The organism is Hoeflea sp. IMCC20628, assembly GCF_001011155.1.
In the GTDB taxonomy this organism is placed as follows: Bacteria; Pseudomonadota; Alphaproteobacteria; order Rhizobiales; family Rhizobiaceae; genus Hoeflea.
Genome location: NZ_CP011479.1, coordinates 517,919 through 542,683 on the forward strand (window position 1 = coordinate 517,919; position 24,765 = coordinate 542,683).

The following is a 24,765-nucleotide window of genomic DNA, read 5'->3' on the forward strand; positions in this document are numbered from 1 at the left end:
TGATTTCGAATTGGAGTCTTGAATTAAATCCAATGTTGGAGTTTTCGATTTTGTCGGGCCTGGCAAAATTGTGCGCGACGCCAACGCCACCCAATAACGGTAGGCGTCAGCCTTGATCGACTGTCCGCGGTAGTTTCGATAACGGTCTAAATGGGCGGAAAGCGGGCTTTCGCTGCGACTTACATCAGTGTCGGGTTTTGGATTTTTCTGCTATCGAACCAAATCGCATTATCCTCCCATACAATATGTCGGTCGGCACTTTCCGAATGACTGCAATCCCGATCATTCTGGACAAATAACCTTTCGCTAGAAATTCCTAAAACGCGTCATCCGTTCTTGCCATATGATGCAAATTGACCCGCCTGCCTGAATGCCGGTTGCTCAACCGAAGGTTGGCTGCAATAGTCGATATGAATAGCCCCGAGTTTTCTAGACACCCTCTGTCTTCGTTCTCTGCTGCCGTTCGAACTCGACGGGTGACAGCATCCCGTTCCTCACATGCTTGCGCGTGGGATTGTAGAACATCTCGATGTAGTCGAACACATCCTGCCTCGCTTCGGTTCGGGTTTTGTAAGTCCGTCGTCGTATCCGCTCGCGCTTGAGCAAGTTGAAGAAGCTCTCGGCAACAGCGTTGTCGTGACAGTTGCCGCGCCGGCTCATTGAGTGCTCAAGATTATGGGCGCGCAGAAACGCAGCCCAGTCCATGCTGGTGAACTGCGAGCCCTGGTCCGAATGGATCAGCACCCTGTTCTTCGGCTTCCTTCGCCAAACGGCCATGAGCAATGCTTGCAGGACAACATCCGTTGTCTGGCGGCTTTGCATCGACCAGCCGACGACACGGCGGGAGTAGAGATCGATAACGACGGCGAGGTAGGCGAAACCTTCTTGAGTACGGATGTAGGTGATGTCAGTGACCCAGGCCCTGTCTGGCACGTCCACGTCGAACTGCCGGTCTAGCGTGTTGTCCACCACCAATGACGGTTTGCCGCCGTAGCTGCCCGGCCTACGCTTGTAACCGATCTGCGCTGTGATGCCCGCCAGTGTGGCCAGACGTGCAACGCGGTTCGGACAGCACGTTTCGCCCTGATCCAGCAGATCATCGTGGAGTTTGCGATAGCCATAAACCTTGCCGCTGTCCTTCCATGCTTTGTGAATGAGCTCGGTCTGGCGCACGTCTTCGCGAGCCCGTTTGCTCAACGGGTGCTTCAGCCAGGCATAGAAGCCGCTAGGTTGGATGCGCAGACACCGGCACATCGCCCGCACAGAGAACAGCGGGCGATGCTCGGCCACGAACGCGTATCTCACTTTGCATCCCTGGCGAAATACGCGGTGGCTTTTTTTAGGATGTCGCGCTCCTCGATGACCCTGGTCAGTTCGCGTTTCAGCCGTCTGATCTCGGCATCTTTGTCGTCGCCGCCCGATGGCTGTGAGAACCTCTTCTTCCACGCGTAGAGCGAATGCGGGCTGACGCCCAGCCGCTGTGAAACCTCCGCAACTGGATAACCGCGCTCAACGATCTGATGAACAGCATCGCGTTTAAAATCGTCACTGAATTTGGCTGTGCTCATGATGGCCTCCTTGCCTCAAATTTAGGGAAGAAGGCGTCTACAAATCTAGGGGCTATTCAAACCGATACCAGACCATTGTCCGCTTGGCCGACTGGCCGTTGGCCTAGAAGCAGAAATAATTTCCGCTTCGCGCCCCCAATTCGGTCATTCCGGGGAAGCGGCAATCACTCAATGCTTGCCTGCGATCGCGCAACCCACGGGAGCGTTCGGCGCTCTTTAACGATATTCGTCTACTGTTATTTGGTGAGCAAGCTCGGACCAACACTTGACGATCTGTATGTCGAAATCGGCAGGACCCTTGTCATCTGGGGGTGGCTTGAGGGTGAAATGATCGACGCAAAGATCAACTGGCGTCAGACTCCACCTGAGGCAGCCACTGGACCATTGAGAGTCTTCCTTCTAGGGCTCGCTGAGCCTCGGGGGTATACGAAACGCTATTGCGCATGGGCTGGCGTCGTCTCATAGCGATCCATGGTCGCCTGAATTCGAGCCGTACGTCACCTGCAGGACCCTTGATGCTGACCTGAGAAAGATAACGCTTAGCGATCTGCGTCGAACACAGGTACAGCTTGAGCGCCTTCGAAAACTACTGCGGAAAATCTATGTGCTCCCTATGCACGCCGAACCTCGCCGAACATAATTAGGTGTCCCGATTGCGGTCGTCCACGATTATGGCCGGTCTTGTTAAGAGCCGGCGCTCGCTTCGGCCAGCCACAGGTCCACAAATGGCGGTGAGCGGTAATTCGCTGCATTGCGCACCAAGGTCGGCTTTGCGGACGGATCAAACATTGGGTCGATGATCTTTTTCGCTCCCATTTCAGTTTGACATGCTCGCATTCGCCGCCCTACTTTTTGCGGACTTCGCCGCAAGGGCAAGTCAAATGCTGCCGATCCAGCGTCGTTTTTCGGATAAGAGCGCGCCGCCCTACAATGCTGGCGCTGCTTCGTGCCGTCTCCCGTTATCGGATATCCGCAAGAAGAGGCCTACTGGATTTAGGCCTATCACAAAGTAAATCTATGTCTGATGCGCTTTGTGGCTTGCCGAAATGATATCCTTGAAGATTACTGCATCCGATTAAGTGAAGAATGCGTGCTTGTTCTTCTTTCTCCACCCCTTCAGCGGTCACTGCGAGAGAAAGCCCTTCTGCCAGCAATACGATTGCCTGAATTATGGATTGAGCTTTTTGATCCCCTATCAGATTATTCACTAAAGATTTATCAATTTTAAGTCGCCTGAATTGGTATTTGCGAAGATACCCGATACTCGAATATCCCGTACCGAAATCATCCAACGCGATCGTGATGCCGACTGACTGCAGCGCAGTGATTAACGGCTGGGCTCGGTCTTCGTTGTCAATCAGCCAGCCTTCGGTAACTTCGAGTTCCAACCGCTCGAACGGGAAACCTTCTTCGTCCAAAACTCTCAGTATATCTTCCACCAGTGTCGAACACCGAAATTGGACAGGTGACAAATTTACCGAGAGTTTCAAGTCAGGCCAGCCCAGTGCATTCCTGGCGGCGGTTCTCAAAACGTGCAGACCCAAGTCGTTTATCAATCCATATTCTTCGGCAATCGGTATGAATTCATCGGGTGGAACTGAGCTTCCATTATCTCGTGTCCAGCGACATAACGCCTCAATTCCCGTCAATTTTCGCGTTTTGGCGTCAACGATTGGTTGGTACGCGACCTCGATCCTTCCCTCACGGACAGCAAGACGCAGCTCCTCCGCTAACTCAGTTCGCAGCCGCCTATTGGACGCTAGAGCCGTGTCGTATTCGCAGGTGCGGCTTCTTCCGCTTCTCTTGGCTTCATACATGGCGATATCTGCCTGGTGCAAAAGCTCCGTCGCGTCGACTGAAGCGTCACCAAAAGCAACACCCACGCTAAGACCGATATCAACATGGCGACCTTCTACCTCAATCGTTTCATGCACAATCGCTAACGCACCAGTCGTTGCGGCTTTTGCCTTGCTGTGTAGGTGCTCGCCCGAAATAACCATCGCGAACTCGTCGCCACCTAGACGCGCTAGTATTCCTTCGTGAGAACTGCTGATGGCTTGCAGTTCTTCCGCAACTTTCTTTAAAAGCTTGTCACCGACATCGTGTCCGAATGTGTCATTGATATTTTTGAAACCATCAATATCGAAGAGCATCACCACGATTTGATCATCCGTCGGTAGGCGACGAGATCGTTCTATGAGCAATTTGTTGAAAGCACGCCTATTATAGAGGCTTGTTAACTCGTCGGTTTCTGCACGGATTTTCATGATTCCATTCACGCGCTCTAGTCGTCGATGATAGGCAGCACGTGCAGATTCGATCATGGATATGAAGATGAAGACGGAAATTTCCAGAGTTATTAAGCTGCTGATGTACAGAAATTCAAAGCTATGTAAATCGTACGCTCCTACCTTATCTTTCGCAACTGAAATGTAAGTTGATAAAGACGCCACCATAACTATAAATAGCCATGCAAAACCATAGTAATAACCACTTAGAAGCACAGAAATAATGGGAATGGATACGTACCATGCCATCCCAGGCGCAAATATATTATCTATATGCGTAATCTGCCAAGTTAAAAATATGAATAGGAATGCTATATATAAATTTCCAGCAATATAGCTGCGGCCAAATATCCTGTAAATCCACAATGTAGAAATCATCGCTGCACCGCATAAGGCCATTGCAGCAGCGACAATTGGGTATCCAGACAAGCTAAACTGGACGACGAAAATGGGGATAACGAGTATAGCGAGAATTATGACTGAAACAAATCGGCCCGTAAATTCCTGCGCGGCGCGGTTGTCTACATGCGCGGAAGGATGCGCATAGACGGCGAGCCGCTCATGAAGACGTACTGCTGGCGTGGTGAATGCCGATATATTCATTCTAAGTCACATACCCGCTCAAAGTTACCAAATGAGTATGGGAATCGCGTTAACGATCCGTAATTGCAGGAGCCGAAAGCCGTTTCTTTGGATAGAGAGTGGTCGATAAAGATGACTGGACTACAACGAATATAGCCTTCTGCACCTTCCCCCCTCCCTATTCCATTGAAAATCCCACGGTAGCGCTAAGCCAAATATTGAATTGAAAGCGGATGGAAGCTTGGCTGCGCATCGCAAAGACCCCATGACATTTCTAGAAAGAACCGATCTGTTGGCGGACGTGAATCACTTGAAGCGGACGTCCGCTGTCCGGTAGACAAAAGTCGGCAATGGGCCGGAAGTGCCACTGCGCCCAGAGCAGGTTACTGTGTGAACACTCGATGCTCGAACAAGACTGATCTATAATGCGTAGGCAAGGGTGGTGATGCAAAACCACCAGCTTGAAACGATAAGTACTCCATGCGCAAAAACTGCTACCTTTAGCGGGTGCATGCTCAGACCCATTCCGGGCGTTTTTGCCATGTCATTTCAGCGCGTGCGTTGATGTGCAGATGACATTCTTGGCTCATCCGCAGGAAATCTCCTGACAGCTGGCTCTGAGACTTTTTCTCTGCCAAGCGCTTTCCATAATGCTGTAGCTTGCTGGCGCAGATTGCAATGCTGCCCACACTTGGCTCCGTACCTTTAAACCGCAGGGTACGCATGTAGCAATCGCTTCTGCCCAGCCATTCCCTGCTGAATTCGCTTTCGCTCCGAACCAAGCCATGAGTTCTCAACAGCTCGTAAATCTCGTTTAAAACCGTTTTCTGCATGAATTTCTCCTTTGTTGATAAATAAACTAACGCCCAAGTATGTGGGTTTCATTGTATTTATTAACGGAGAGGCGATGCGAAGAGAAAGCGATTGGCTAATACAAAAAGGGATTAAGGAGAAAGGCAGTCGCTGGGTTGCAGAGCAAAAATTCTGGTTATTTGGCACTGCTACATATTTCGATGGAACAGACATAGGCTTTGATGAAGTCACAGTGTCCGTCGTCAGATAAAATGGGACATCAGAGCGGCTTGAGTATTGGAGGCTCTGGTTCGTTTGTGTGACTGATTATGCCGCTTGTTTTTGATGGTGCAAGCGACGTTGGCGGATTGTCAGCTTCTTGATCTCTTTCCTTTCTCTCAAGATGGCTTTGTCGCGCCCAAAGTAGACGTCGGCGGGTGTGACGTTCTTCAAGCTCTCGTGGTAGCGCCTGTTGTTATAGTAGTCGACGAAGGCCTCGATCTGGCGTTCAAGATCGCCTGGCAGATAGTAATTTTCCAGCAGGACCCGGTTCTTCATCGTCTGATGCCATCGCTCGATCTTTCCCTGGGTTTGCGGGTGGAACGGGGCTCCACGAACGTGATCCATCTTCTTGTCCTCCAGCCATTCAGCCAAATCGCCAGAGATGTAACATGACCCGTTATCGCTGAGCAGGCGCGGTTTGTGGCGCACGACGGCCTGGTCGCAGCCCGATGCCTGAAGCGCCAGTTCAATGGTGTCTGTCACGTCCTCGGCCCGCATGTTTGTGCAAAGCTTCCAGGCGATGATGTAGCGGCTGTAATCGTCCAGGATCGTGCTGAGGTAATACCAGCCCCACCCGATGATCTTGAAGTAGGTGAAGTCGGTCTGCCACATCTCATTGATGGCGATAGTTTTGTCTTTGAACTCATTGGCTGCCTTGATCACCACATAGGCCGGTGCGGTGATTAAATCGGCTTCCTTCAGGATACGATAAGCCGATGATTCAGAGACAAAATACCGCTTCTCATCAGTGTATTTGACTGCCAGCTCCCGGGTCGTCAGCGCCTCGTGTTCCAGCGCGAACTCAATCAGGTCATCACGCCGGTCTTGGGGGATACGGTTCCAGACCGACTTCGGCCGTGGAGACCGATCATCCAAGGCAACAACCCCACCGTCGAGGTAAAGATCATACCATCTGTAAAAAGTGGTGCGCGGTATGCCCAGCATATCGAGGGTCTGCTTGGTTGGCAGGTGCGATCCTTCGACCGTGCGAATGATCTCAAGCTTCTCGGTCGCAGGGTATCTCATGCCTCGTCCTCCCCAGCACCTGTCATGCTTTTTTTGAGCAGGCGGTTCTCCAGGGTCAGATCGGCGACGCATTCCTTCAACGCCAAGGCTTCAGAGCGAAGGTCCTTTACTTCCGGCGACGTCGCTTGCCGTGCTGTGTCACCCGAGAGCCGGCGCTTGCCTGCTTCCAGGAACTCCTTCGACCAGCTGTAATACAGGCTTTCGGCGATACCTTCGCGGCGGCACAGCACCGAGATGCTTTCCTCTCCACGCAAACCCGCCAAAACGATACGGATTTTTTCCTCCGCTGAATAGGTCTGGCGGGTCTTGCGGCGGATGTTCTTGACCAGCTTGTCAGCTGCGTTCTTCGATGTTTCAGGCTTCTGTCTCATCTCGATCTCCCAATCGGTAAGATGAACCAGAAATCCTCCGTTGTTCAAATCCTCAAATCTGTCCCACGGGCGCTGACGTCAGACACCTTGGCCAATTTTTCAGATGTGGACCGCTGGTCTGCTCGGAACTTCGCAAAGGTTCCACCTGTCCGAAAAAGCCTGAAGCGCTTCTGTGTGAGGCTCCAGGCAGCTTTTAGGGCATGGTCTGGCCATGCGAGCATGATGTCATTCTGCCATATCCCCCACAGCATATAGGTCGCTGCAGCAGCTGGATTGCGTATCGGTCTGGTATTGAGATCGATTTTGGAGAATTTTGACATCAGGCGACGATGCGCAGCCTCCCTATGTTCAGGCGGCACACGGCAAATAACATGTGCATGCAGGTCAAAAAGACCAGTCTCCATGTCAAATCTTGGATGGATTGTAATTAGAAGTAATTCGAAGCTGAGTTTCTTCCGAAGTTCACTGAATTCGATATTGATTTTTGTGTTGAAGGCTTTCAGGGCGATTGCAAGATCTTCGGCAGCCGCTTTTGCGCCTGTCAGGCCAACATTCCAAAACATGCAGTTCTCAAGGCCGTGTTCGGCAGAATATTCTGCAAAATCGGAGACAACGGGAGCGTTTTTTCGGATCGCTTCATGTGCGAAAATGCGTGAGGATCGCAGCGGTCTGCCCAAGTCAATAATCTCGCCTGGAGCGTCTTGGAGCAGAACTAGGTAACGTTCGTGTTCAGAAGCATGGACATCCAGGCCGAGGGCTTCGAGCCGCTTTCCAAGTTCCTTCGCATAGTGGAGCGGACTGGCCCTCTCTTTTGCTGCAGCAGTCATTTGACAGGCTTCGATTGAGGGCGGCGGTAGTTCGGCGATCTGCGCGGGATAAAGCGAAACACCGAGAAACTTGGTATTTCAGGGTGGGGGGAATGATTGAAGCGGGCTCCCGCTACCAAAATTTCCCCCAAATTGGGTTCATTGTTCATTGCCCGTATTCTCCGAGGCTGGGCGCGCCGCGGGGGGATGCCAATCTGTGTCCGTCAATCCTGATCGGGCATCGCGTCGTCGTCATTGTTGCGCCATTGCCGGCGACGACTTCCTGCAAGGGATCGAGCGCAGCAAACCCTTCGGTCTGGCTGAATTTCGGCCAGTCCAGCACTTCCGCGCACCAGACATCGGCCGGTTCGAGGCGTGAAAGCCAGGCTCCTGTCGTCCCGCTTTCCAGAAAATCGGCAAGAATGGCCTTGATCTCGTTGCGCTTGCTGAAGGCCAGGTCCGGGTTGCGATAGGGGGCGAGGGCTTTGCACTGCAGAAGATCGGCGAGCACGGCGATCGGCGTCATCGCGATGGCGATGTGGCCATCTGCGGTTTCATAGATGCCGTAGGGTGCTGCCGCATGGACGCTGGCATTGGCAATGGCGCTGCGCGGCGGCTGCGTCCGGTCGCCATTGAAGAAGGATGTGAGTTGCTCGAACTGTGCGTCGATTGCCGAACTCATCAGGTCGACCTCGACCAGCCCACCCTTGCCGGTGACACCGCGGCGGACCAGGGCGGCGAGAATGCCCTGAACCAGATGGTTGCCCGTCGCCATGTCGAGTACGGCAAAAGACACCGGTACCGGTCCGTCGTCACGGTTTCCCGAGAGCCAGGTCAGCCCGGAAAGTGACTGGACCAGGAGATCCTGCCCCGGCTTGTCGCGCCATGGTCCCTTCTCGCCATAGCCGGTGACCGTGCCATAGACGAGGCGTGGATTGATGGCCTGCACGCTTTTGTGGTCGAGCCCGATGCGCTCCATCACGCCGGGGCGGAAATTGTGGATCATCACATCGGCCGAGACGATCAGGTCGCGCACTTTTTGCAGATCACCGGCATTTTTGAGATCAGCGGCCATGCTGCGCTTGTTGCGGTTGATGGTGTGAAACAGCAGGCTGTCACCCGCAAACATCTGGTCGGCGACCACCAGTTTGCGGCACAGATCACCGCCTTGCGGGCGCTCGACCTTGATCACTTCGGCCCCCAGATCCGCCAGTCGCAGCGCTGCCATTGGGCCGGCCAGGAACTGCGCGAAATCGAGAACCCGCAGCCCCTCCAGCGGCAGGGTCACAGGTGTGCTTGTGTCAGTCATCAGCGCTGTCCCTATTGTTTGTATGCAAAAACTAGTTTTGTATAAGAAAAACGTCAAGCGCTTAGAGGAGATTCGGCACCATGGCAGACGGCTACTACACTGATAAACGCGACATCCCTTTGTACAATGTCGAAACCTGGATGTATGAGGAGTTCGAAATCGGCCAGAAGGTCCGCTCGATCCGCCGAACCATCTCGGAAGGCGAGGCGATGAGCTTCAACTGCCTGGTGATGGACAACCATCCCTATGTCGCCGATGAAATTTTCGCTGTCGAGGACGGGCTGTTCAAACGCCGGTTGGTGGCGGGCGCCATGGTGTTTTCCTATGGTCTCGGGCTGATGGCCAACAACAATATCCATGCCTTCAGCTATGGCTATGACCGGCTGCGTTTCATTGGGCCGGTGTTCATTGGCGACACCATCCACACGGTGCGCACCAATCTGTCAAAGTCTCCACGCACCGATGAACTGGGCAATGTGCGGGTCAGCTATGAGGTGTTCAAGGGTGCGGATGAACTGGTGCTTTACTGTGAGCATCTGCAGACAGTGAAATATCGCCACGGCCGCCCCGCCGAGACCGCCTGACACAGGCAGATACGCGAATCCGGGCGCTGCGGCCAAGCTCTGCGGCGCTTGAGGACAATTCAGTCTGAAATAAACGCCCCGACCAAAATGCCGATCAAGCGCCGTTGCCAATGGGTTTTTCGCTGGTAAGGCCAGTTAGGTCTTGAACATATCTGAAACTTACGTTTATATACAAAATCTCTTGTGGGTTGGGAGCCTTGGCTGAACAGCGCTGCCGGAGGATATAAATTGGGAGGAACCGATGAAACGTTCGAATTTGCAATTGATCCTTGCCGCGCTGTTGGTCAGCACCGCATCCGCTGGCGCAGGTGAGTTTGACGGAGTGACGCTCGAGGCCAAGCTGATTGGCGGCGAGCAATATGAAAAGCTTTATGGCCGCATCGCCGAATGGGAGACGAACACCGGCGCCACGGTCACGATCATCTCGAAGAAGAACCATTTCGAGCTGGACAAGGAATTCAAGTCCGACATCGCCGCCGGGACCACCGGCTGGTGCGTCGGCTCGAACCACTCGTCCTTCGCGTCACAATATCCGGCACTCTACACCGATCTGTCGGCGTTGATCCCGGCTGAGACGGTGGCCGAATTTGTCCAGGCCAATATCAGTGCCGCGACACTGGACGGCAAGCTGGTGATGCTGCCGCGGGCGCAGTTCGATGTCTCGGCGCTGTATTATCAGAAAAGCCTCTATGAGGACGCCGACAAGGCGGCCGCCTTCAAGACCGAATATGGCTACGACCTGGCTCCGCCTGAAACATGGGACCAGTTCCGCGAGCAGGCCGAATTCTTCGCCGATCCGCCGAATTTCTATGGCACCCAATATGCCGGCAAGGACGAGGCAATCAACGGCCGCTTCTATGAGCTGATCGTCGCCAATGGCGGCAAGATGCTCAATGACGATTTCTCGCCCGCCTTCAATTCGGACGCCGGCAAGGAAGCCTTGCAGTGGTTCGTCGATCTCTACAAGGCCGGTGCGGTTCCACCCGGAACGACCAACTATCTCTGGGATGACCTCGGCAACGGCTTTGCCTCTGGCACCATCGCGCTCAATCTCGACTGGCCGGGCTGGTCTGGCTTCTTCAATGACCCTTCAGCCTCCACGGTCGCCGGCAATGTCGGCGTGGCGCCTGCGCCCAAGGGCTCGGCGGGTGTCCGCACCGGTTGGTCCGGGTTCCACGGCTTCTCGGTTACCGAGGATTGCGCCAACAAGGAAGCCGCCGCTTCTCTGGTCGATTTCCTGACCAATGAGGACAGCCAGAAGCTGGAATCAAGCGCAGGTCCGCTGCCGACACGCACGGCGGTCTGGGACTATGTGATCGAGCAGGCCAAGGACGACGCCTACAAGAACGAAGTTCTGCAGGCGTTCCAGGAAACCGCGAAGACGGCGTTCCCGGTTCCTCCGACTCCTTACTGGATCGAAGCCGGCAACCTGATCTTCCCGGAACTGCAGGCAGCCATTCTCGGCGACAAGACCGTCGACGAAGCGCTGGCTGATGCATCGGAAGCTGTTGACGAAATGATGCAGGACAACGGCGTCTACTGACAGGCCTCCCAAGGCTGGCGGAGCCGACCCAATTGGCCGGCTCCGCCTTTTCTCATGCGATGCGGGATATCTTATGCGACGGTTCAAATTGCCGCCTTGGCTTAGCCTTTTGTTGCCGGCGCTGATCATCCTGGCGGCGGTGGTGCTGGTGCCACTGCTTTTTTCATTCTATTCGAGTTTTACCGCCTATCGGCTGACCCGGCCGGAGACCATTTTCTCCTGGATCGGCCTGCGCAACTACGTGCGGCTGTTTGGCGATTCAGGTTTCTGGTGGGCCTTCGGGCGGACGGTTTTCTTGCTCACCGTGGCGCTGAATGTGGAAATGCTGCTCGGCCTTGGGCTGGCGCTGCTGGTCAACAAGGTGACATGGGGGCAGCGCGGGTTGCGCACCATCATGATGTTTCCGATGATGTTTTCGCCGATCCTGGTCGGCTTCCAGTTCAAGTTCATCTTCAACGACAATATCGGCCTGATGAACAATGCGCTGCAATCGCTGGGCCTGACCGAGGCCGCCATTCCCTGGCTGGTCGATGGAAAACTGGCGATGTTTGCCATCATTTTCGCCGAAGTGTGGATGTCGACCTCGGTCTTCGCAATTCTCATCCTGGCCGGGCTTTTTGCGGTGCCGCGGGATCCGCTGGAAGCAGCGCAGGTGGATGGGTGCACCTCGTGGCAGACCTTCCGCCACATCACGCTGCCCTTCATCATGCCGTTCATCAACATTGCGCTGGCCATCCGCAGCCTCGACGTGGCGCGGGCCTATGACATCGTCAAGATCATGACCAATGGCGGTCCGGCGCATCGCACCGAACTGGTGTGGACCATGCTGGCCCGCACCGGTTACGTCGATGCCAAGATGGGGCTGGCCAATGCCATGGGCTACATCTCCATCGTGCTGGCGATCTTCTTCACCATCTTCTTCTTCCGCAAACTCAGTGCGTCGCGGCAAATTGTCGGAATGGGGGGCTGATCAGATGGAACTCAACGCCAAGCATCGTCTCAACCGCCGCGCCTTGTCGCTTCTACATTTCGTCACGCTGTTTTTGGCAATGTCGATCATCTGCCTGCCGGGGCTCTGGGTGGTGCTCAATTCGTTCCGCCCGACGGTGGAGATCATGGCCAAGCCGCCGGTCTGGATCCCCAACGAGCTGAATCTGGATCACTACCGCGCCATGTTCGGAGCACTCGGCGAGGGCGGCATTCCGGTGGTGCGCTACTTCACCAATTCGCTGATCATCTCCATCACCTCGACGGTCATCGCCATCTTTGTCGGCATGGCCGGCGGCTATGCCTTTGCGCGCTACCAGTTTCGCGGCAAGGCGGCGATTTTCGTCGGCATGATGCTGACCCGGGCGGTGCCCGGCATCGCGCTGTCGCTGCCGCTGTTCATCGTCTTTGCCCGGCTCGGCATCATCGACACCCATTTCGGGCTGATCCTGGCCTATGTCGCCATGAATGTGCCGTTCACGATCTGGCTGATCGACGGGTTCTTCCGGCAGGTGCCGCGTGAGCTGGCCGAAGCCGCCGAGATTGATGGCTGCACCCGCTGGCAGGCGTTCTGGAAAGTCGAGTTTCCTGTGGCCAAGGCAGGCGTCGCTTCTGCCGGCATTTTTGCCTTCCTTACCTCCTGGAATGAATATGCGCTGGCCAGCCAGCTGACCCGCTCGGTCAACTCCAAAACCATGCCGGTCGGGCTGCTCGATTTCACCTCGGAGTTCACCCTCAACTGGGGTGGCATGTCGGCGTTGGCGGTGGTGATGATCATCCCCGCATTGATCCTCACCTTCATCATCCAGAAGCACCTTATTGCAGGCCTCACATTCGGAGGCGTCAAGGGATAGTCATGGCTCAGGTTCAGCTTAAAAAAGTAGAAAAGAAATATGGGTCGCTGCGCGTCGTCCACGGCATCGATCTCGATATTGCGCATGGGGAATTCGTCGTTCTCGTTGGTCCCTCCGGCTGCGGCAAGTCCACCACGTTGCGGATGATCGCAGGGCTGGAGAAAATATCCGGTGGCGAGGTCTATATCGGTGACGCGCTGGTCAATGACCTGCCGCCGCGGTCGCGCAACATCTCGATGGTGTTTCAGAACTACGCGCTCTATCCGCATATGACGGTGCGTGAAAACCTCGGCTTCACACTGAAAATCGCCAAAAAGTCACAAGACGAGATTGATGCGGCGGTTCACGAGGCAGCCACCATCCTGAGCCTCAATGACTATCTCGACCGCCGGCCTGCCGAACTCTCGGGCGGCCAGCGCCAGCGCGTTGCCATGGGGCGCGCCATTGTCCGGCATCCCGACGTGTTCCTGTTTGACGAGCCGTTGTCCAATCTGGATGCCAAGCTGCGCGCCCAGATGCGGGTGGAAATCAAGAAGCTGCACCAGAAGATCAAGACCACCATTATCTATGTGACCCATGACCAGGTCGAGGCGATGACTCTGGCGGACCGCATCGTGATCATGCGTGACGGCTATATCGAGCAGCAGGGCACGCCGCTCGAGGTGTTCGAAAATCCGGTCAACACTTTTGTCGCCACCTTCATCGGTTCGCCGCCGATGAACCTGATCCCGGCAACCATTGCCGCGGATGGCGAGATGCTTGAAATGGCGCAAGGTGTGCGGCTGCCGCTGCCATCGGCATTCAAGGGAATGGATGCCGGGCGCAAGGTCATCCTGGGGTTCCGGGCCGACAATCTGATGCCGATGGGACACGCCCTGCCGCAGGGCAGCGAAAGCGCCGAGATCGAGATGGCAGTCTCGCTGACCGAACCGTTGGGCGCTGAAACGCTGCTGTTCGGTGAAATCGCCGGGGAGCAGGTGCAGGCCAAGATGCTCAATCCGCGGCCCGTCGCGATTGACGAGACGCTGCGGTTCCAGCTCGATCTGAGCAAGTGCCATCTGTTTGATTCCGAAACTGGACAATCGCTGAGGTAATCATGGCCATTATCGAACGCATCGAAATCTGCATGGCCGACCTCAAACCGAAGGTCCGCCGCACGGACGCAATCCAGTCGTTTGTCAGCCAGGAAACGCCGATCCTGCGGATCACTGATGCCGATGGCGCCACCGGGACCGGGTACAGCTACACCATCGGGCAGGGCGGCCCGGCGATCATGTCGCTGCTGCGCGATACGCTGGCGCCGCAACTGCTGGGGCAGGATGCCGAAAACATCGAACGCATCTGGCGTACATTGCTGTTTTCCACCCATGCCACCGCTGTTGGCGCAATCACCTCACTGGCCTTGGCCGCGGTTGATACAGCGCTTTGGGATTTGCGCTGCCGCCGGGCCAGGCTGCCGCTCTACAAGATGGCCGGCGGCGCCAAGGACAGCGTGCCGATGTACACAACCGAAGGCGGCTGGCTGCATATCGAGACACAGGCGCTGGTCGATGATGCGCTGGAGGCGCAGGCCAAGGGCTTCTCCGGCTCGAAGATCAAGATCGGTCGTCCGCATATCAGCGAAGACGATGCCCGGTTGCGCGCCGTGCGCGAGGCTGTCGGACCCGGTTACGAGATCATGACCGATGCCAATCAGGGCTTTACCCGGGCAGAAGCGATGCGCCGTGCCAGGATGCTCGAGCGACATGATATTGCCTGGTTCGAGGAACCGATGCCGGCTGACGATGTGATGGAGCATGTGCGGCTGGCCGCATCCACCAGCGTGCCAATTGCGGTTGGCGAGAGCATGTATTCGATCAGCCAGTTCAAGGATTATCTGACGCTTGGCGGCGCTTCGATCGTGCAGGTCGACGTGGCCCGCATCGGCGGCATCACGCCCTGGCTCAAGGTTGCGCATATGGCCGAGGCGCAGAATGTGCCGGTCTGTCCGCATTTCCTGATGGAACTGCATGTCAGCCTGGTCTGCGCCATCCCCAATGCGCCCTGGCTTGAATATATTCCGCAGCTTGATTCCCTGACCACACAGGGCATGGAGATGAAGGATGGGAGGGCAATTCCATCGTCCGAGCCGGGCCTCGGCATTGCCTGGGACTGGGACGCCATCGCCGCCTCGAAGATTGACGGCCTGTCGGTCGACATCACGGCTTAGGAGGACATCATGCAGCGCATGGGAATGATGATCGGACTGAAACCGGAGAACATCGCCGAGTACAAGGCGCTGCACGCCGATGTCTGGCCGGGGGTTCTGGCCAAGATCAGCGAATGCAACATCCGCAATTACACGATCTTTCTGCGCGAGCCGGAAAACCTGCTGTTTGGCTATTGGGAATATCACGGTGAGGATTTTGCCGCCGATGCCGCGAAAATGGCGGCGGATCCGGAAACCCAACGCTGGTGGGATGTCTGCATGCCGCTTCAGGCTCCACTGGAAAGCCGTGCTGACGGCGAGTGGTGGGCGATGATGGAGGATGTGTTTCACCTTGACTGAGAACACGCCGATACAAGAACTCAGACAGAGCTGGCCGCGTCCGGCGCAGCCGATGCCGATCGTCATCTTTGGTGCCGGTTCGATTGTCACCGATGCGCATCTGCCGGCTTACCGCAATGGCGGTTTCCCGGTGCGCGGCATTTACGATCCCGATCTCGCCAAGGCGCGGGCGCTGGCTGAAACCTGCGGTGTCACCGCTTACGAATCCGCCGAAGCCGCCGCTGCCCAAGATGGCGTGGTGTTTGATCTGGCGACGCCGCCCGACGCCCATGCCGGTATCCTGCGGCTTTTGCCCGAGGGCGCGCCGGTGTTGTTGCAAAAGCCGATGGGCAGCGATCTGGCAGGCGCCAGCGAGATCCTCAAGATCTGTCGCGCCGGCAAGTTTCGCGCCGCCGTCAATTTCCAGCTGCGGTTTTCGCCGATGATGCTGGCTTTGCGTGACGCCATCGACAGGGGCCTGCTTGGCGAAGTGGTGGATTTCGATGCCTGGCTGGCGCTCGATACGCCCTGGCATTTGTGGACGTTCCTGGAAAAGGCGCCGCGGGTCGAACTCTCGCTGCATTCGATCCATTATCTCGATTTCGTCCGCAGTATCTTGGGCAATCCCGAGGGCGTGCATGCCAAGAGCATTGGCCATCCCTCATCCAAGATCGCCCAGACCCGGACGTCGGCAATCCTCGATTATGGCGACCGCGTGCGCTGTGCGCTGTCGATCAATCACAACCATTCCTTCGGACGCAAGTTCCAGGCCTGCGAGTTCCGCATCTGCGGACTTGAGGGCGCCGCCTATGTCAAGCTTGGCGTCAATCTCGACTATCCGCGCGGCGAGCCCGACGAGCTGTGGCTCAACACCGGCGGCGAATGGCAACAAATTCCGCTTGAGGGCGCCTGGTTTCCCGATGCCTTCACCCACCGGATGGCGCAGGTGCAGCGCTTCGCCTCCGGTGAAGAAGATAGCCTGGTTTCGAGTGTCGAGGACGCCTGGGACACCATGGCTCTGGTCGAGGCCGCCTACAGCAGCAGCGCATTCCCGGCCACGCCGCTGGCCAGCAAGGACTAAGACATGCATACCGAAAAAACCTATTACGAAGACTACCAGCTTGGCGCCACGCGCGAGACGGTGGGGCGGACCATGACCGAAACGGATTTCGTCGTTCATGCCGGCCATACCGGAGATTTCTTTCCGCACCATCTTGATGCGGAGTTCTGCAAGACGTTGCCGTTCGGCCAGCGCATTGCCCATGGCACGATGGTGTTTTCGATCGGCATCGGTCTGACGGCAAGCGTCATCAACCCGGTGGCATTCTCCTATGGCTATGACCGGCTGCGCTTCATCCGGCCGGTGTTCATCGGCGACACGATCCACACCAAGGTGACCATCTCGGAGAAAAAGCCTGACCCGAAACGGCCCGGCCAGGGACAGGTGATCGAGCGCTGCGAGGTCATCAACCAGAAGGGCGAAACTGTGCTGGCGACCGATCACATATTGCTGGTCGAGATGAAGGACGCCGGCTGATGGATGCGTTCTTGCGCCTGCATGGAGACGACAATGTGCTGGTGGCCCTGAAGACGGTGGACGCCGGCACGTCTGTCACTATCGATGATGAACCGGTGAAACTGGCGGAGACGATTGCCCGCGCGCACAAGATCGCCGCCAAGCCGATCGCGGCCGGCGACATCATCGTCAAATACGGCATGCCGATCGGCCGCGCTACTGCCGACATCGCCGTCGGACGCCACATCCATGTTCACAATATCCGCAGCGACTACACGCCGACCTATTCGCTGCGTGAGAATGACGGCGTGGAAAGGACTGGGTCATGACCGGCAGCATCATTGGCTACCAACGCAAGGACGGCCGCAAGGGCATCCGCAACACCATTGTTGTCGCCTATCTGGTGGAATGCGCGCATTTCGTCGCCTCGGAGATCGCCCAGGAATTCCGCGACCACGATGTGCAGGTGATCGGTTTTCCCGGCTGCTTCCCGAATGAATATGCCCAGGTGATGATGGAGCGGCTGTGCACCCATCCGAATGTGGCCGGTGCGCTGCTGATTTCGCTGGGCTGCGAGAGTTTCAACAAACCGCGGCTGCACAATGCCGTCGAGGCCTCCGGCCGGCCGGTCAAGACGCTGGTGATCCAGATGAACAAGGGTACGGCCAAGTCCATTTCCACCGGGCGCGAATGGGTGAGGGAAGCGCTCGAACAGGTTGCCGAGGTGCCGCGCGCGCCGATGGCGATCAGCGAACTGGTGGTCGGCACCATCTGTGGCGGCTCGGACGGCACCAGCGGTATCAGCGGCAATCCGGCCGCCGGCAAGGCGTTTGATCTGCTGGTGGCGCAGGGTGCGGCCTGCATATTCGAGGAAACCGGCGAACTGATCGGCTGTGAAGAGGTGATGGCCGCGCGCGCTGAAACGCCGGAACTGGCTGATGAGCTGCGCGCTGCTGTGGCCAAGGCGGCGCATTATTACGACACGCTGGGTTATGGCAGTTTTGCCGCCGGCAACGCCACCGGCGGTCTCTCGACGATCGAGGAGAAATCGCTCGGCGCCTATGTGAAATCCGGCGATTCGCCGATCTCAGGGCTGATCAAACCCGGTGACGTGCCGCCGCGCGGCGGGCTCTATCTGATGGATGTTGTTCCCGACGGCGAAGTGCGTTTCGGCTTTCCCAACATTTCCGACAATGCCGAAATCGTCGAGATGATTGCTAGCGGCGCGCATCTGACCCTGTTTGTCACCGGGCGCGGTTCGGTGGTCGGATCGGCGATCTCGCCGGTGATCAAGATCTGCGCCAATCCGGACACGTGGAACGCGATGAGTGACGACATGGACGTCAATGCCGGCGCCATCATCGAAGGCCTTGCAAGCCTTGATCAGGTCGGGCGCGAGATCTATGACACTGTGGTCAATGTGGCTGCGGGCGAGCCGACCAAATCGGAAGCCCTGGGACACCGGGAATTCATTCTGACCTACAAATCCTTTGACCCCATCGGGCCTGCCTGCCTTCCGGCTGCGTAGACCAACTTCTTGGAGATAAAAATGCAGAGATTGAAAGGCAAGACCGTTCTTGCGACCGCGAGTGCCCAGGGCATCGGCAAGGCCACGGCTTTGCGCATGGGCCAGGAAGGCGCCCGGGTCATCGCCACCGATATCAACGACAAGGTGCTGGCCGGATTGAACGGTGAGACCGGAATCGAAACCCGCCGTCTCGACGTCACCGACAAAGCCGCAATCGCAGCGCTGGTGGCCGAGATCGGCCAGATCGATGTGCTGTTCAATTGCGCAGGCTTCGTTCATGCCGGATCGATCCTCGACGCCACCGAAGAAGAATGGGATTTCGCCTTCAACCTCAACGTCAAATCGATGTTCCACATGATCCGCGCCGTGCTGCCGGGCATGCGGGCTGCCGGCGGCGGGTCGATCGTCAACATGTCATCGGTGGCCGGCGCGGTCACCGGGCCGCCCAACCGCTTTACCTACAGCGCCACCAAGGCAGCTGTCGCCGGACTGACAAAATCGGTCGCGGCCGATTTCATCAAGGAAGGCATCCGCTGCAACGCGATCTGCCCGGGCACCGTCGAAAGCCCGTCGCTGGAAGACCGGATGCGCGCCATGGGGGACTATGAAACCGCCCGCAAGGCGTTTCTGGATCGCCAGCCGATGGGCCGTCTGGGCAAGCCGGAAGAGATCGCTGCACTGGCAACTTATCTCGCCAGCGACGAGGCAGGCTTCACCACCGGCCAGTTGCACGTCATCGACGGCGGCTGGACAACCTAAAACTCTGGCATCGGCTTTTTGCAAGCGTCGGTACCATGTCCGTACCTGCAATAAGTTGGAGAATGTGTATTTTGCTGGCAGGTGCCGGCGTTCGGACCATGCTTGCACACGCGGGCAACGTCATCATGGAGGAGCTGCTGTCAGAAACGTCAGCAGGGTCCGTGTTTCAACAGGAGAATGGTATGAAATTCGTGCGTTTTGGTGAAGCGGGTCAGGAAAAGCCCGGCGTTCTGGACACAAACGGCAATATCCGGGATCTTTCCGGCAAGGTTTCGGACCTGTCCGGTGCCGTGCTGAGCGATCTTGATGCGCTCAAGTCCGTCGACATCGAATGCCTGCCGCTGGTGTCGGGCTCTCCGCGCCTGGGGGCTTGCGTTGCCGGTACCGGCAAGTTCATCTGCATCGGCCTGAACTATTCCGACCACGCCGCAGAAACCGGTGCGCAGGTGCCGCCGGAGCCGATCATCTTCATGAAGGCCACCAGCGCGATTTGCGGTCCCAATGATCCGGTCATCGTGCCGCGCGGCTCGGAAAAGACCGACTGGGAAGTTGAACTTGGGGTGGTCATCGGCAAGTCTGCCAAATATGTTTCGGAAGCCAATGCGCTCAGCCATGTTGCCGGCTACTGCGTCATCAATGACGTGTCCGAGCGCGCTTTCCAGACCGAACGGGCAGGACAGTGGACCAAGGGCAAGTCCTGCGACAATTTTGGTCAGACCGGCCCCTGGCTGGTCACTCCGGACGAAGTTCCTGACCTGCAGGCCCTGGGCATGTGGCTTGATGTCAACGGCAAGCGCATGCAGGACGGTTCCTCCAAGACAATGGTCTATGGCGTCGCTCATCTGATCAGCTATCTGAGCCAGTTCTTCACCCTGCACCCAGGTGACATCATCTCCACCGGCACGCCTCCCGGCGTCGGCATGGGCATGAAGCCGCAGCAATATCTCAAGGCCGGCGATATCGTCGAACTTGGCATCGAAGGTCTTGGCGCGCAGCGTCAGGATGTGGTTGCAGACATCTGACCGGATTTGGGGTTCTGGGGACGCGGCGCGCTTGAACAGCGCGCCGGCATCTTCAGCTCCAGCCGCTTTCCAGCAATGCATTGGCGGTGCCCAGTTGTGGCGCCGCCAATGTTGATTTTGGCCGTTCGCCGTCAATCCGCATCGGAATGGCGGTGGTGTGCAGCGGACCGTCCTTGAGCGCCACGGATTGCAGCATGTCGAGTTGCTGCAGCACGCCGGAGGCCAGCGTCTCGTCCCAGCTCAGAACCGGTGCGGCCCAGAAATCCTGCGCCATGGCGATTTCCATCCAGTGATCGGTCGAGTGCCTGGCCAGCGCCGTGCCGAGTGCTGCGGATACGGCGTCACGGTCGCGAAATGCATCCAGTCCTGCGAGCGGCGTCTCTACGCCGAAATGGGTCCACAATTCGCCAAGATCATTCATGCCCAGCGCAATGTGGCCGTCGGCGGTGCGATAGACGCCATAGGGCGCAGCCAGATAGGCATGGGCCGGGTTGTTGCGCTGCCGTTCGGGCAGGCGGCCGCCATCGTTGAGATGGGTGGTCAACAATTCGAATTGCAGATCGGTGATGGCTTCAAGCAGGCTGGTTTCCACCAGCCCGCCCTTGCCGGTGCGCTCGCGGCGAAACAGCAATGCCAGCAGCCCTTGCGCCAGCGCGGCGCCGGCCAGCATGTCGGCCACCGGCAGGCCGATGGCGACGGGACCGTCATCGGCGCCGCCACTGAGCCACATGACGCCGGAGCGGGCCTGGGTGAGAAGATCCTGTCCGGGCAGGGCGCTCCATTCGGTGTCTGCGCCATAGCCGCTGATCGAGCCATAGATGATTTTCGGATTGAGCGCTTTGACCGCCTCATAGCCGAAGCCCAGCCGTTCGATGACGCCGGGTCGGAAATTCTGGATGACGATGTCGGCACCGGCAACCAGATCCTGCAGGCGGGCGCGGTCGGTATCGGTCTTGAGGTCAATTTCGAGCGAGCGCTTGCCGCGGTTGATGGCGTGGAAAATGGTGCTCTCGCCCTCGACCGAGACATTCGAGACATAGAGATAGCGCGACAGGTCGCCCTTGCCGGCGCGCTCCACCTTGACCACATCGGCGCCCAGATCGGCCAGCCGCAATGACGCGTAGGGCCCGGCGAGGAACTGGCTGAAATCGAGAACGCGCACGCCTTCGAGTGGCAGATCCGAGATACTCATTATTGGTCTCCATTGGGGAAGCTGGCGCGAAACCGCTCGTTCAACCGTGCAACCGCCTGATCCGGCTCGAGCCGGCCGCGCAGTGCTTCAGTAACAATTTCGGAGCCTTCTTCCTGGAATTGCATATAGCCGTCGTGACGCGGCCGCAGCCAGGCCGTTTCATGGGTCAGCCGGGTGTTGAAATAGGCATCCAGTGTTGAGGCGTTGACGGCCGGATCGCTCCAGGCAAGGGCGTTGCCCGGCTGGCCGTTGGCCTCGACGTAGAGCCCGCGCTGACAGTCGGCGCCAGCCACCCAGAGGGCGAATTCGGTGCACAGTTCCGGGTGTGCGGTTTTGGCCGAGATCGCCATGCCGGTGCCGCCGAGCGCCGAACCGAGCGGTCCGTTGCGCCCCAACACCGGCATGTCGGTAAAGTGGGTCCGGTTCTTGCGGTAACCCTCATTGGCATAGCCCTTGTAGAGATAGACCAGCGGCGCGAGGTGATAGCGATCGGATAAGGACAGCTCATCGAGCACCGCGATCGGGTCCATCTGATAAAAAGCCTCGTCCATGTGACGCGAAACGGCGCGAAGCTGCTCGAGCACCTGACGACCGGTGTCGGGGTCGATCAGATCGCCCAAGCTGGTGGCGCAGGGCCGGCCGAGATTGGCTGTGAGCGTGTAGAAATTCATCAGCACATGCGGTGAGCGCAATGGCCAGATGACATGGCCGTCTTCGGCCTTGCGGATCACTTCGACCCAGCTTTGCACCCGAGGCGACAGATCGGCCCGGTGCGCCTGCACCTGGGTTGCCGCATCAATCGGAAGCGCCCATTGATGGCCGTGCATGAAGTAGCTCTGAAAGCTGCGCCCGACCGACTGGTTGGCGAGTTCGGCAAGGGCGTTTTCGCTGGCATGGGTTTCAAGTGGCAACAGGCAGCCCTGGTCCGCGACCGAGCCGACATGGGGATGGTCGATCACCATCAGATCATATTGGGCGGCGAGTTCATCGACCGGTGTCGTCTCAAATCCCTGCAGGGAACGTTTGTCCCATTCGATGGACACGCCGGGATGCGATTTGCCGAATTCACGGGCCGCAGCCACCACCGGATCATACCCTCGCGGGTCCGACCAGGTCATTCCCTTCAACACTACCAAATCAGCCATTCAGACCTCCACAAAGCCGAAATCAGCCTAGCTGAAATATTTCATCAGCGAAAGTGGATTTTATATATTGTTTGCAGGTCAGCTCTCGGTGAAGGCGTTGCCGCCGAGCAGGGCGGTCACTTCGTGGCCGGCTTCGATCAGCCTTGCACGGGTGTCTTCGCGCGAGACGAAATGGGGCGTCCGCAACCGGGTGATGAACGGGATCGTCAGCGCGGCGATGATGGCGCCGGAATAATCCCGCAAGGGGACCGAGATGTTGAACACCCCCTCGATCACTGCCGAGGGGCTTTCGCAATAGCCGCGCTCCTCGAATGCCTCGACATTCTTGAGGAAGGATTGGAGAATGTCCGGCTCGCCATTCTTGGCGCGCTGCAGGAATTTCTTGCTCTCGCTTTGGCTGAGCGCGCCAAACAGGATGGCGCCGGATGCGGTCTGCAGCATCGGCACACGGGCGCCGAGCCGCACGCTGGTGACATTGTTGCCGGGCGCGTCGACCTGGGCGATGATCAGGATGTCGTCACCATGCTGGATTGCCAGATGGATCGACTGGTTCACCTCCTGCGCCAGCTTGCGCATGGTTTCAATGGCGACCGAGGACAGGCGCCGGATCGGCGGATGACGGTGGGCAATCTCGAACAGCTTTGTGGTCAGGGCATAGCGTTCGGTCGAGGGCTCGAATGACACATAGCCGCGCTCGGTGAGCACTGCCAGCATGCGGAAGATCTCGCTGATCGAGCGGTCCAGCGCCTTGGCGATATCGCTCTTTCGCATGCCGTCGGCATCGGAAGCCAGCAGCTCGAGAATGTCGAGCCCCTTGGAGAGAGCGGGTGCAGTGTATTTGCCGCTCTTCATGTCATCTGAATCCGGTGTGTTGTTCATGCCATCCTCGTCCGATCAAGCCACGCCATGGCTTTGCCTGAAATCGGGTGGCTTTGCAAATGGGCGGATTGTGGCCGACGGAGGCGATGACGCTGTTCATGTCATGATCCTCCGGGCAAAAAGCCGACACATGTCGGGGTGCCGATGTCGAGGTGGAAATCGAGAGGCTTCAAGGCGTCGTCCTTGCCGATGGCAAAAAAGCTGACCCGGTCGCTGTCCTGGTTGGCGACCGCCATTATCTCGCCGCTCGGCGCGCAGGCGAAGTATCGTGGTGTTTGCCCGCCACTTGCCACATGGTCGATAAACCGCGGCGTACCTGTTTCCGGATCAATCGCGATGCGTGCAATCGAATCGTGGCCGCGATTGGCGACGTAGAGATGCCGGCCAGACGGGGCGAGAGCGATTTCCGACGTGTGGTTGAGGATCGAACAGTCAGCGGGAATGGTGCGGCATTTGCCGACGATCTCCAGCGCGCCGGTCTCGAGATCAACTTTGAGGCTGGTGATGGAAGAATCCAGTTCGCCACAGACATGAACAAAGGCGCCATCATGGGAGAAGGCGAGATGGCGCGGGCCAGTGCCTGGTTCGAGCGCAATGGTGTGCGCCAGAGCAATCGCTCCGGTTTCAGCATCGAAGCGATAGACCATCAGCGCGTCGGCGCCGAGATCAGAGACGATGACATGCCGGTTGTCGGCGGTTGTCAGCGCTGCATGCGGATGCGAGCGGCCCTGGCGCGGCAATTGCGGGCCGGTGCCGGTCTGGCGGGCGCTGGCGGCAATCTCGCCGACGCCGGTTTCAGCGTTCACGGCGACAATCGCCAGCGCCTGATCGCGGCCGCCGAGATCCTCGTCCCAGCCATGATTGGTGACCAGAACGAAGCGTCCGGTCCGGTCGAGGCTGAGATGGGCGGTGATGGAGCCGGCCGAGGACTGGCGCCCAAGCTGTGTGATGGTCTTGCGGTCGGGCGACAGCGCGAAGCCGGTGACGGCACCTTCGGGCCATAAGGGCATTTCGCAGCTCGCGTAAAGCCGGTCTGCCGCCTTGTTGGCAATCACAAAGGTCGGGTTCTCGATGTCTCCGAAGCTGGACAGAAGATTTGCGGAGCTGTGTTCCGGATCAATCCGGAAGATCGAGATGCCCGGCGAGTTCGAGGTGGCGAAATAGCCGGTGGGTTGATTGCAGCCGCTGACGAAAAGATCGGTCAT

At 57.7% G+C, this 24,765-nt stretch carries 23 protein-coding genes; 13 read left to right on the forward strand and 10 right to left on the reverse strand.

Going from position 1 to position 24,765, the window contains the following annotated elements; all coding sequences use genetic code 11:
* Window positions 1-429: 429 nt before the first annotated feature.
* From IMCC20628_RS02425 to IMCC20628_RS02470, 6 genes are all read right to left on the reverse strand, one after another.
* A protein-coding gene (locus IMCC20628_RS02425; protein WP_156174386.1) for an IS3 family transposase occupies window positions 430-1,568 on the reverse strand; the annotation gives its coding sequence in 2 pieces (ribosomal slippage) (window positions 430-1,331 and window positions 1,331-1,568; 1,140 coding nt in all).
* Window positions 1,569-2,527: 959 nt separating this feature from the next.
* The gene (locus IMCC20628_RS02440; RefSeq protein ID WP_052766265.1) at window positions 2,528-4,459 is read right to left on the reverse strand and encodes a bifunctional diguanylate cyclase/phosphodiesterase; all 1,932 of its coding nucleotides are present in this window, start codon (window positions 4,457-4,459) and stop codon (window positions 2,528-2,530) included.
* Window positions 4,460-4,953: 494 nt separating this feature from the next.
* Window positions 4,954-5,271 carry a DUF6626 family protein gene (locus IMCC20628_RS02445; RefSeq protein ID WP_047028879.1) on the reverse strand — a complete coding sequence of 106 codons (318 nt, stop codon included), beginning with the start codon at window positions 5,269-5,271 and terminating at the stop codon, window positions 4,954-4,956.
* Window positions 5,272-5,557: 286 nt separating this feature from the next.
* Window positions 5,558-6,909, reverse strand: a protein-coding gene (locus tag IMCC20628_RS02455) for an IS3 family transposase (RefSeq protein WP_156174385.1) whose coding sequence is annotated in 2 segments (ribosomal slippage) — window positions 5,558-6,573 and window positions 6,573-6,909 — 1,353 coding nt in all. Because the reading frame shifts where the segments join, the coding sequence is not laid out codon by codon here.
* A gap of 44 nt (window positions 6,910-6,953) precedes the next feature.
* Window positions 6,954-7,736: a hypothetical protein gene (locus IMCC20628_RS02465; RefSeq protein ID WP_047028881.1), complete on the reverse strand. Its 783-nt coding sequence runs from the start codon at window positions 7,734-7,736 to the stop codon at window positions 6,954-6,956.
* Between the two features lie 145 nt (window positions 7,737-7,881).
* Window positions 7,882-9,024 (reverse strand): CaiB/BaiF CoA-transferase family protein, encoded by a 1,143-nt coding sequence (locus IMCC20628_RS02470; protein WP_047028882.1) that lies wholly within the window; start codon window positions 9,022-9,024, stop codon window positions 7,882-7,884.
* Window positions 9,025-9,104: 80 nt separating this feature from the next.
* Between IMCC20628_RS02470 and IMCC20628_RS02475 the strand changes: the two genes are divergently transcribed.
* The 13 genes from IMCC20628_RS02475 (at window position 9,105) to IMCC20628_RS02535 (ending at window position 20,344) form a co-directional block, all read left to right on the forward strand.
* On the forward strand, window positions 9,105-9,608 hold the full coding sequence (locus IMCC20628_RS02475) for a MaoC family dehydratase (protein WP_047028883.1): 504 nt from the start codon (window positions 9,105-9,107) through the stop codon (window positions 9,606-9,608).
* 241 nt (window positions 9,609-9,849) lie between these two features.
* Window positions 9,850-11,151 (forward strand): sugar ABC transporter substrate-binding protein, encoded by a 1,302-nt coding sequence (locus IMCC20628_RS02480; protein ID WP_047028884.1) that lies wholly within the window; start codon window positions 9,850-9,852, stop codon window positions 11,149-11,151.
* A 73-nt stretch (window positions 11,152-11,224) separates the two neighbouring features.
* Window positions 11,225-12,121 carry a sugar ABC transporter permease gene (locus IMCC20628_RS02485; RefSeq protein WP_047028885.1) on the forward strand — a complete coding sequence of 299 codons (897 nt, stop codon included), beginning with the start codon at window positions 11,225-11,227 and terminating at the stop codon, window positions 12,119-12,121.
* Between the two features lie 4 nt (window positions 12,122-12,125).
* Window positions 12,126-12,992: a carbohydrate ABC transporter permease gene (locus IMCC20628_RS02490; RefSeq protein ID WP_047028886.1), complete on the forward strand. Its 867-nt coding sequence runs from the start codon at window positions 12,126-12,128 to the stop codon at window positions 12,990-12,992.
* Window positions 12,993-12,994: 2 nt separating this feature from the next.
* Window positions 12,995-14,086 carry a sn-glycerol-3-phosphate ABC transporter ATP-binding protein UgpC gene (ugpC, locus tag IMCC20628_RS02495; protein WP_047028887.1) on the forward strand — a complete coding sequence of 364 codons (1,092 nt, stop codon included), beginning with the start codon at window positions 12,995-12,997 and terminating at the stop codon, window positions 14,084-14,086.
* Window positions 14,087-14,088: 2 nt separating this feature from the next.
* The gene (locus IMCC20628_RS02500; protein ID WP_047028888.1) at window positions 14,089-15,201 is read left to right on the forward strand and encodes a mandelate racemase/muconate lactonizing enzyme family protein; all 1,113 of its coding nucleotides are present in this window, start codon (window positions 14,089-14,091) and stop codon (window positions 15,199-15,201) included.
* Between the two features lie 9 nt (window positions 15,202-15,210).
* Window positions 15,211-15,540 (forward strand): L-rhamnose mutarotase, encoded by a 330-nt coding sequence (locus IMCC20628_RS02505; RefSeq protein ID WP_047028889.1) that lies wholly within the window; start codon window positions 15,211-15,213, stop codon window positions 15,538-15,540.
* 52 nt (window positions 15,541-15,592) lie between these two features.
* Window positions 15,593-16,600: a Gfo/Idh/MocA family oxidoreductase gene (locus IMCC20628_RS02510; RefSeq protein ID WP_245307930.1), complete on the forward strand. Its 1,008-nt coding sequence runs from the start codon at window positions 15,593-15,595 to the stop codon at window positions 16,598-16,600.
* A 3-nt stretch (window positions 16,601-16,603) separates the two neighbouring features.
* Window positions 16,604-17,056: a MaoC family dehydratase gene (locus tag IMCC20628_RS02515; protein ID WP_047028891.1), complete on the forward strand. Its 453-nt coding sequence runs from the start codon at window positions 16,604-16,606 to the stop codon at window positions 17,054-17,056.
* The gene (locus IMCC20628_RS02520; protein ID WP_047028892.1) at window positions 17,056-17,364 is read left to right on the forward strand and encodes a UxaA family hydrolase; all 309 of its coding nucleotides are present in this window, start codon (window positions 17,056-17,058) and stop codon (window positions 17,362-17,364) included. Before IMCC20628_RS02515 ends, IMCC20628_RS02520 begins: the two co-directional genes overlap by 1 nt.
* Window positions 17,361-18,563 (forward strand): UxaA family hydrolase, encoded by a 1,203-nt coding sequence (locus IMCC20628_RS02525; RefSeq protein ID WP_047028893.1) that lies wholly within the window; start codon window positions 17,361-17,363, stop codon window positions 18,561-18,563. Before IMCC20628_RS02520 ends, IMCC20628_RS02525 begins: the two co-directional genes overlap by 4 nt.
* 21 nt (window positions 18,564-18,584) lie before the next feature.
* Complete coding sequence (locus tag IMCC20628_RS02530) at window positions 18,585-19,322, forward strand: SDR family oxidoreductase (protein WP_047028894.1); 738 nt, start codon at window positions 18,585-18,587, stop codon at window positions 19,320-19,322.
* Between the two features lie 182 nt (window positions 19,323-19,504).
* Window positions 19,505-20,344, forward strand: coding sequence for a fumarylacetoacetate hydrolase family protein (locus tag IMCC20628_RS02535; RefSeq protein WP_047032195.1), 840 nt, complete (start codon window positions 19,505-19,507; stop codon window positions 20,342-20,344).
* Window positions 20,345-20,396: 52 nt separating this feature from the next.
* On the opposite strand, the gene IMCC20628_RS02540 is transcribed toward IMCC20628_RS02535, so the two are convergent.
* The 4 genes from IMCC20628_RS02540 to IMCC20628_RS02555 form a co-directional block, all read right to left on the reverse strand.
* On the reverse strand, window positions 20,397-21,539 hold the full coding sequence (locus IMCC20628_RS02540) for a CoA transferase (protein ID WP_197078451.1): 1,143 nt from the start codon (window positions 21,537-21,539) through the stop codon (window positions 20,397-20,399).
* Window positions 21,536-22,681, reverse strand: a complete 1,146-nt coding sequence (locus IMCC20628_RS02545) for an extracellular solute-binding protein (RefSeq protein ID WP_047028896.1) — start codon at window positions 22,679-22,681, stop codon at window positions 21,536-21,538. Before IMCC20628_RS02545 ends, IMCC20628_RS02540 begins: the two co-directional genes overlap by 4 nt.
* Before the next feature lie 78 nt (window positions 22,682-22,759).
* On the reverse strand, window positions 22,760-23,560 hold the full coding sequence (locus IMCC20628_RS02550) for an IclR family transcriptional regulator (protein WP_047028897.1): 801 nt from the start codon (window positions 23,558-23,560) through the stop codon (window positions 22,760-22,762).
* A gap of 101 nt (window positions 23,561-23,661) precedes the next feature.
* Complete coding sequence (locus IMCC20628_RS02555) at window positions 23,662-24,765, reverse strand: lactonase family protein (RefSeq protein WP_047028898.1); 1,104 nt, start codon at window positions 24,763-24,765, stop codon at window positions 23,662-23,664.

Coding starts and splice junctions, on each gene's coding strand:
- IMCC20628_RS02445 (WP_047028879.1), bottom strand. CDS start 5,271: ATGCAGAAAACGGTTTTAAACGAGATTTACGAGCTGTTGAGAACTCAT.
- IMCC20628_RS02510 (WP_245307930.1), top strand. CDS start 15,593: ATGCCGATCGTCATCTTTGGTGCCGGTTCGATTGTCACCGATGCGCAT.
- IMCC20628_RS02530 (WP_047028894.1), top strand. CDS start 18,585: ATGCAGAGATTGAAAGGCAAGACCGTTCTTGCGACCGCGAGTGCCCAG.
- ugpC (WP_047028887.1), top strand. CDS start 12,995: ATGGCTCAGGTTCAGCTTAAAAAAGTAGAAAAGAAATATGGGTCGCTG.
- IMCC20628_RS02470 (WP_047028882.1), bottom strand. CDS start 9,024: ATGACTGACACAAGCACACCTGTGACCCTGCCGCTGGAGGGGCTGCGG.
- IMCC20628_RS02525 (WP_047028893.1), top strand. CDS start 17,361: ATGACCGGCAGCATCATTGGCTACCAACGCAAGGACGGCCGCAAGGGC.
- IMCC20628_RS02550 (WP_047028897.1), bottom strand. CDS start 23,560: ATGAACAACACACCGGATTCAGATGACATGAAGAGCGGCAAATACACT.
- IMCC20628_RS02465 (WP_047028881.1), bottom strand. CDS start 7,736: ATGACTGCTGCAGCAAAAGAGAGGGCCAGTCCGCTCCACTATGCGAAG.
- IMCC20628_RS02485 (WP_047028885.1), top strand. CDS start 11,225: ATGCGACGGTTCAAATTGCCGCCTTGGCTTAGCCTTTTGTTGCCGGCG.
- IMCC20628_RS02520 (WP_047028892.1), top strand. CDS start 17,056: ATGGATGCGTTCTTGCGCCTGCATGGAGACGACAATGTGCTGGTGGCC.
- IMCC20628_RS02555 (WP_047028898.1), bottom strand. CDS start 24,765: ATGACCGATCTTTTCGTCAGCGGCTGCAATCAACCCACCGGCTATTTC.
- IMCC20628_RS02545 (WP_047028896.1), bottom strand. CDS start 22,681: ATGGCTGATTTGGTAGTGTTGAAGGGAATGACCTGGTCGGACCCGCGA.
- IMCC20628_RS02515 (WP_047028891.1), top strand. CDS start 16,604: ATGCATACCGAAAAAACCTATTACGAAGACTACCAGCTTGGCGCCACG.
- IMCC20628_RS02475 (WP_047028883.1), top strand. CDS start 9,105: ATGGCAGACGGCTACTACACTGATAAACGCGACATCCCTTTGTACAAT.
- IMCC20628_RS02535 (WP_047032195.1), top strand. CDS start 19,505: ATGAAATTCGTGCGTTTTGGTGAAGCGGGTCAGGAAAAGCCCGGCGTT.
- IMCC20628_RS02500 (WP_047028888.1), top strand. CDS start 14,089: ATGGCCATTATCGAACGCATCGAAATCTGCATGGCCGACCTCAAACCG.
- IMCC20628_RS02480 (WP_047028884.1), top strand. CDS start 9,850: ATGAAACGTTCGAATTTGCAATTGATCCTTGCCGCGCTGTTGGTCAGC.
- IMCC20628_RS02490 (WP_047028886.1), top strand. CDS start 12,126: ATGGAACTCAACGCCAAGCATCGTCTCAACCGCCGCGCCTTGTCGCTT.
- IMCC20628_RS02505 (WP_047028889.1), top strand. CDS start 15,211: ATGCAGCGCATGGGAATGATGATCGGACTGAAACCGGAGAACATCGCC.
- IMCC20628_RS02440 (WP_052766265.1), bottom strand. CDS start 4,459: ATGAATATATCGGCATTCACCACGCCAGCAGTACGTCTTCATGAGCGG.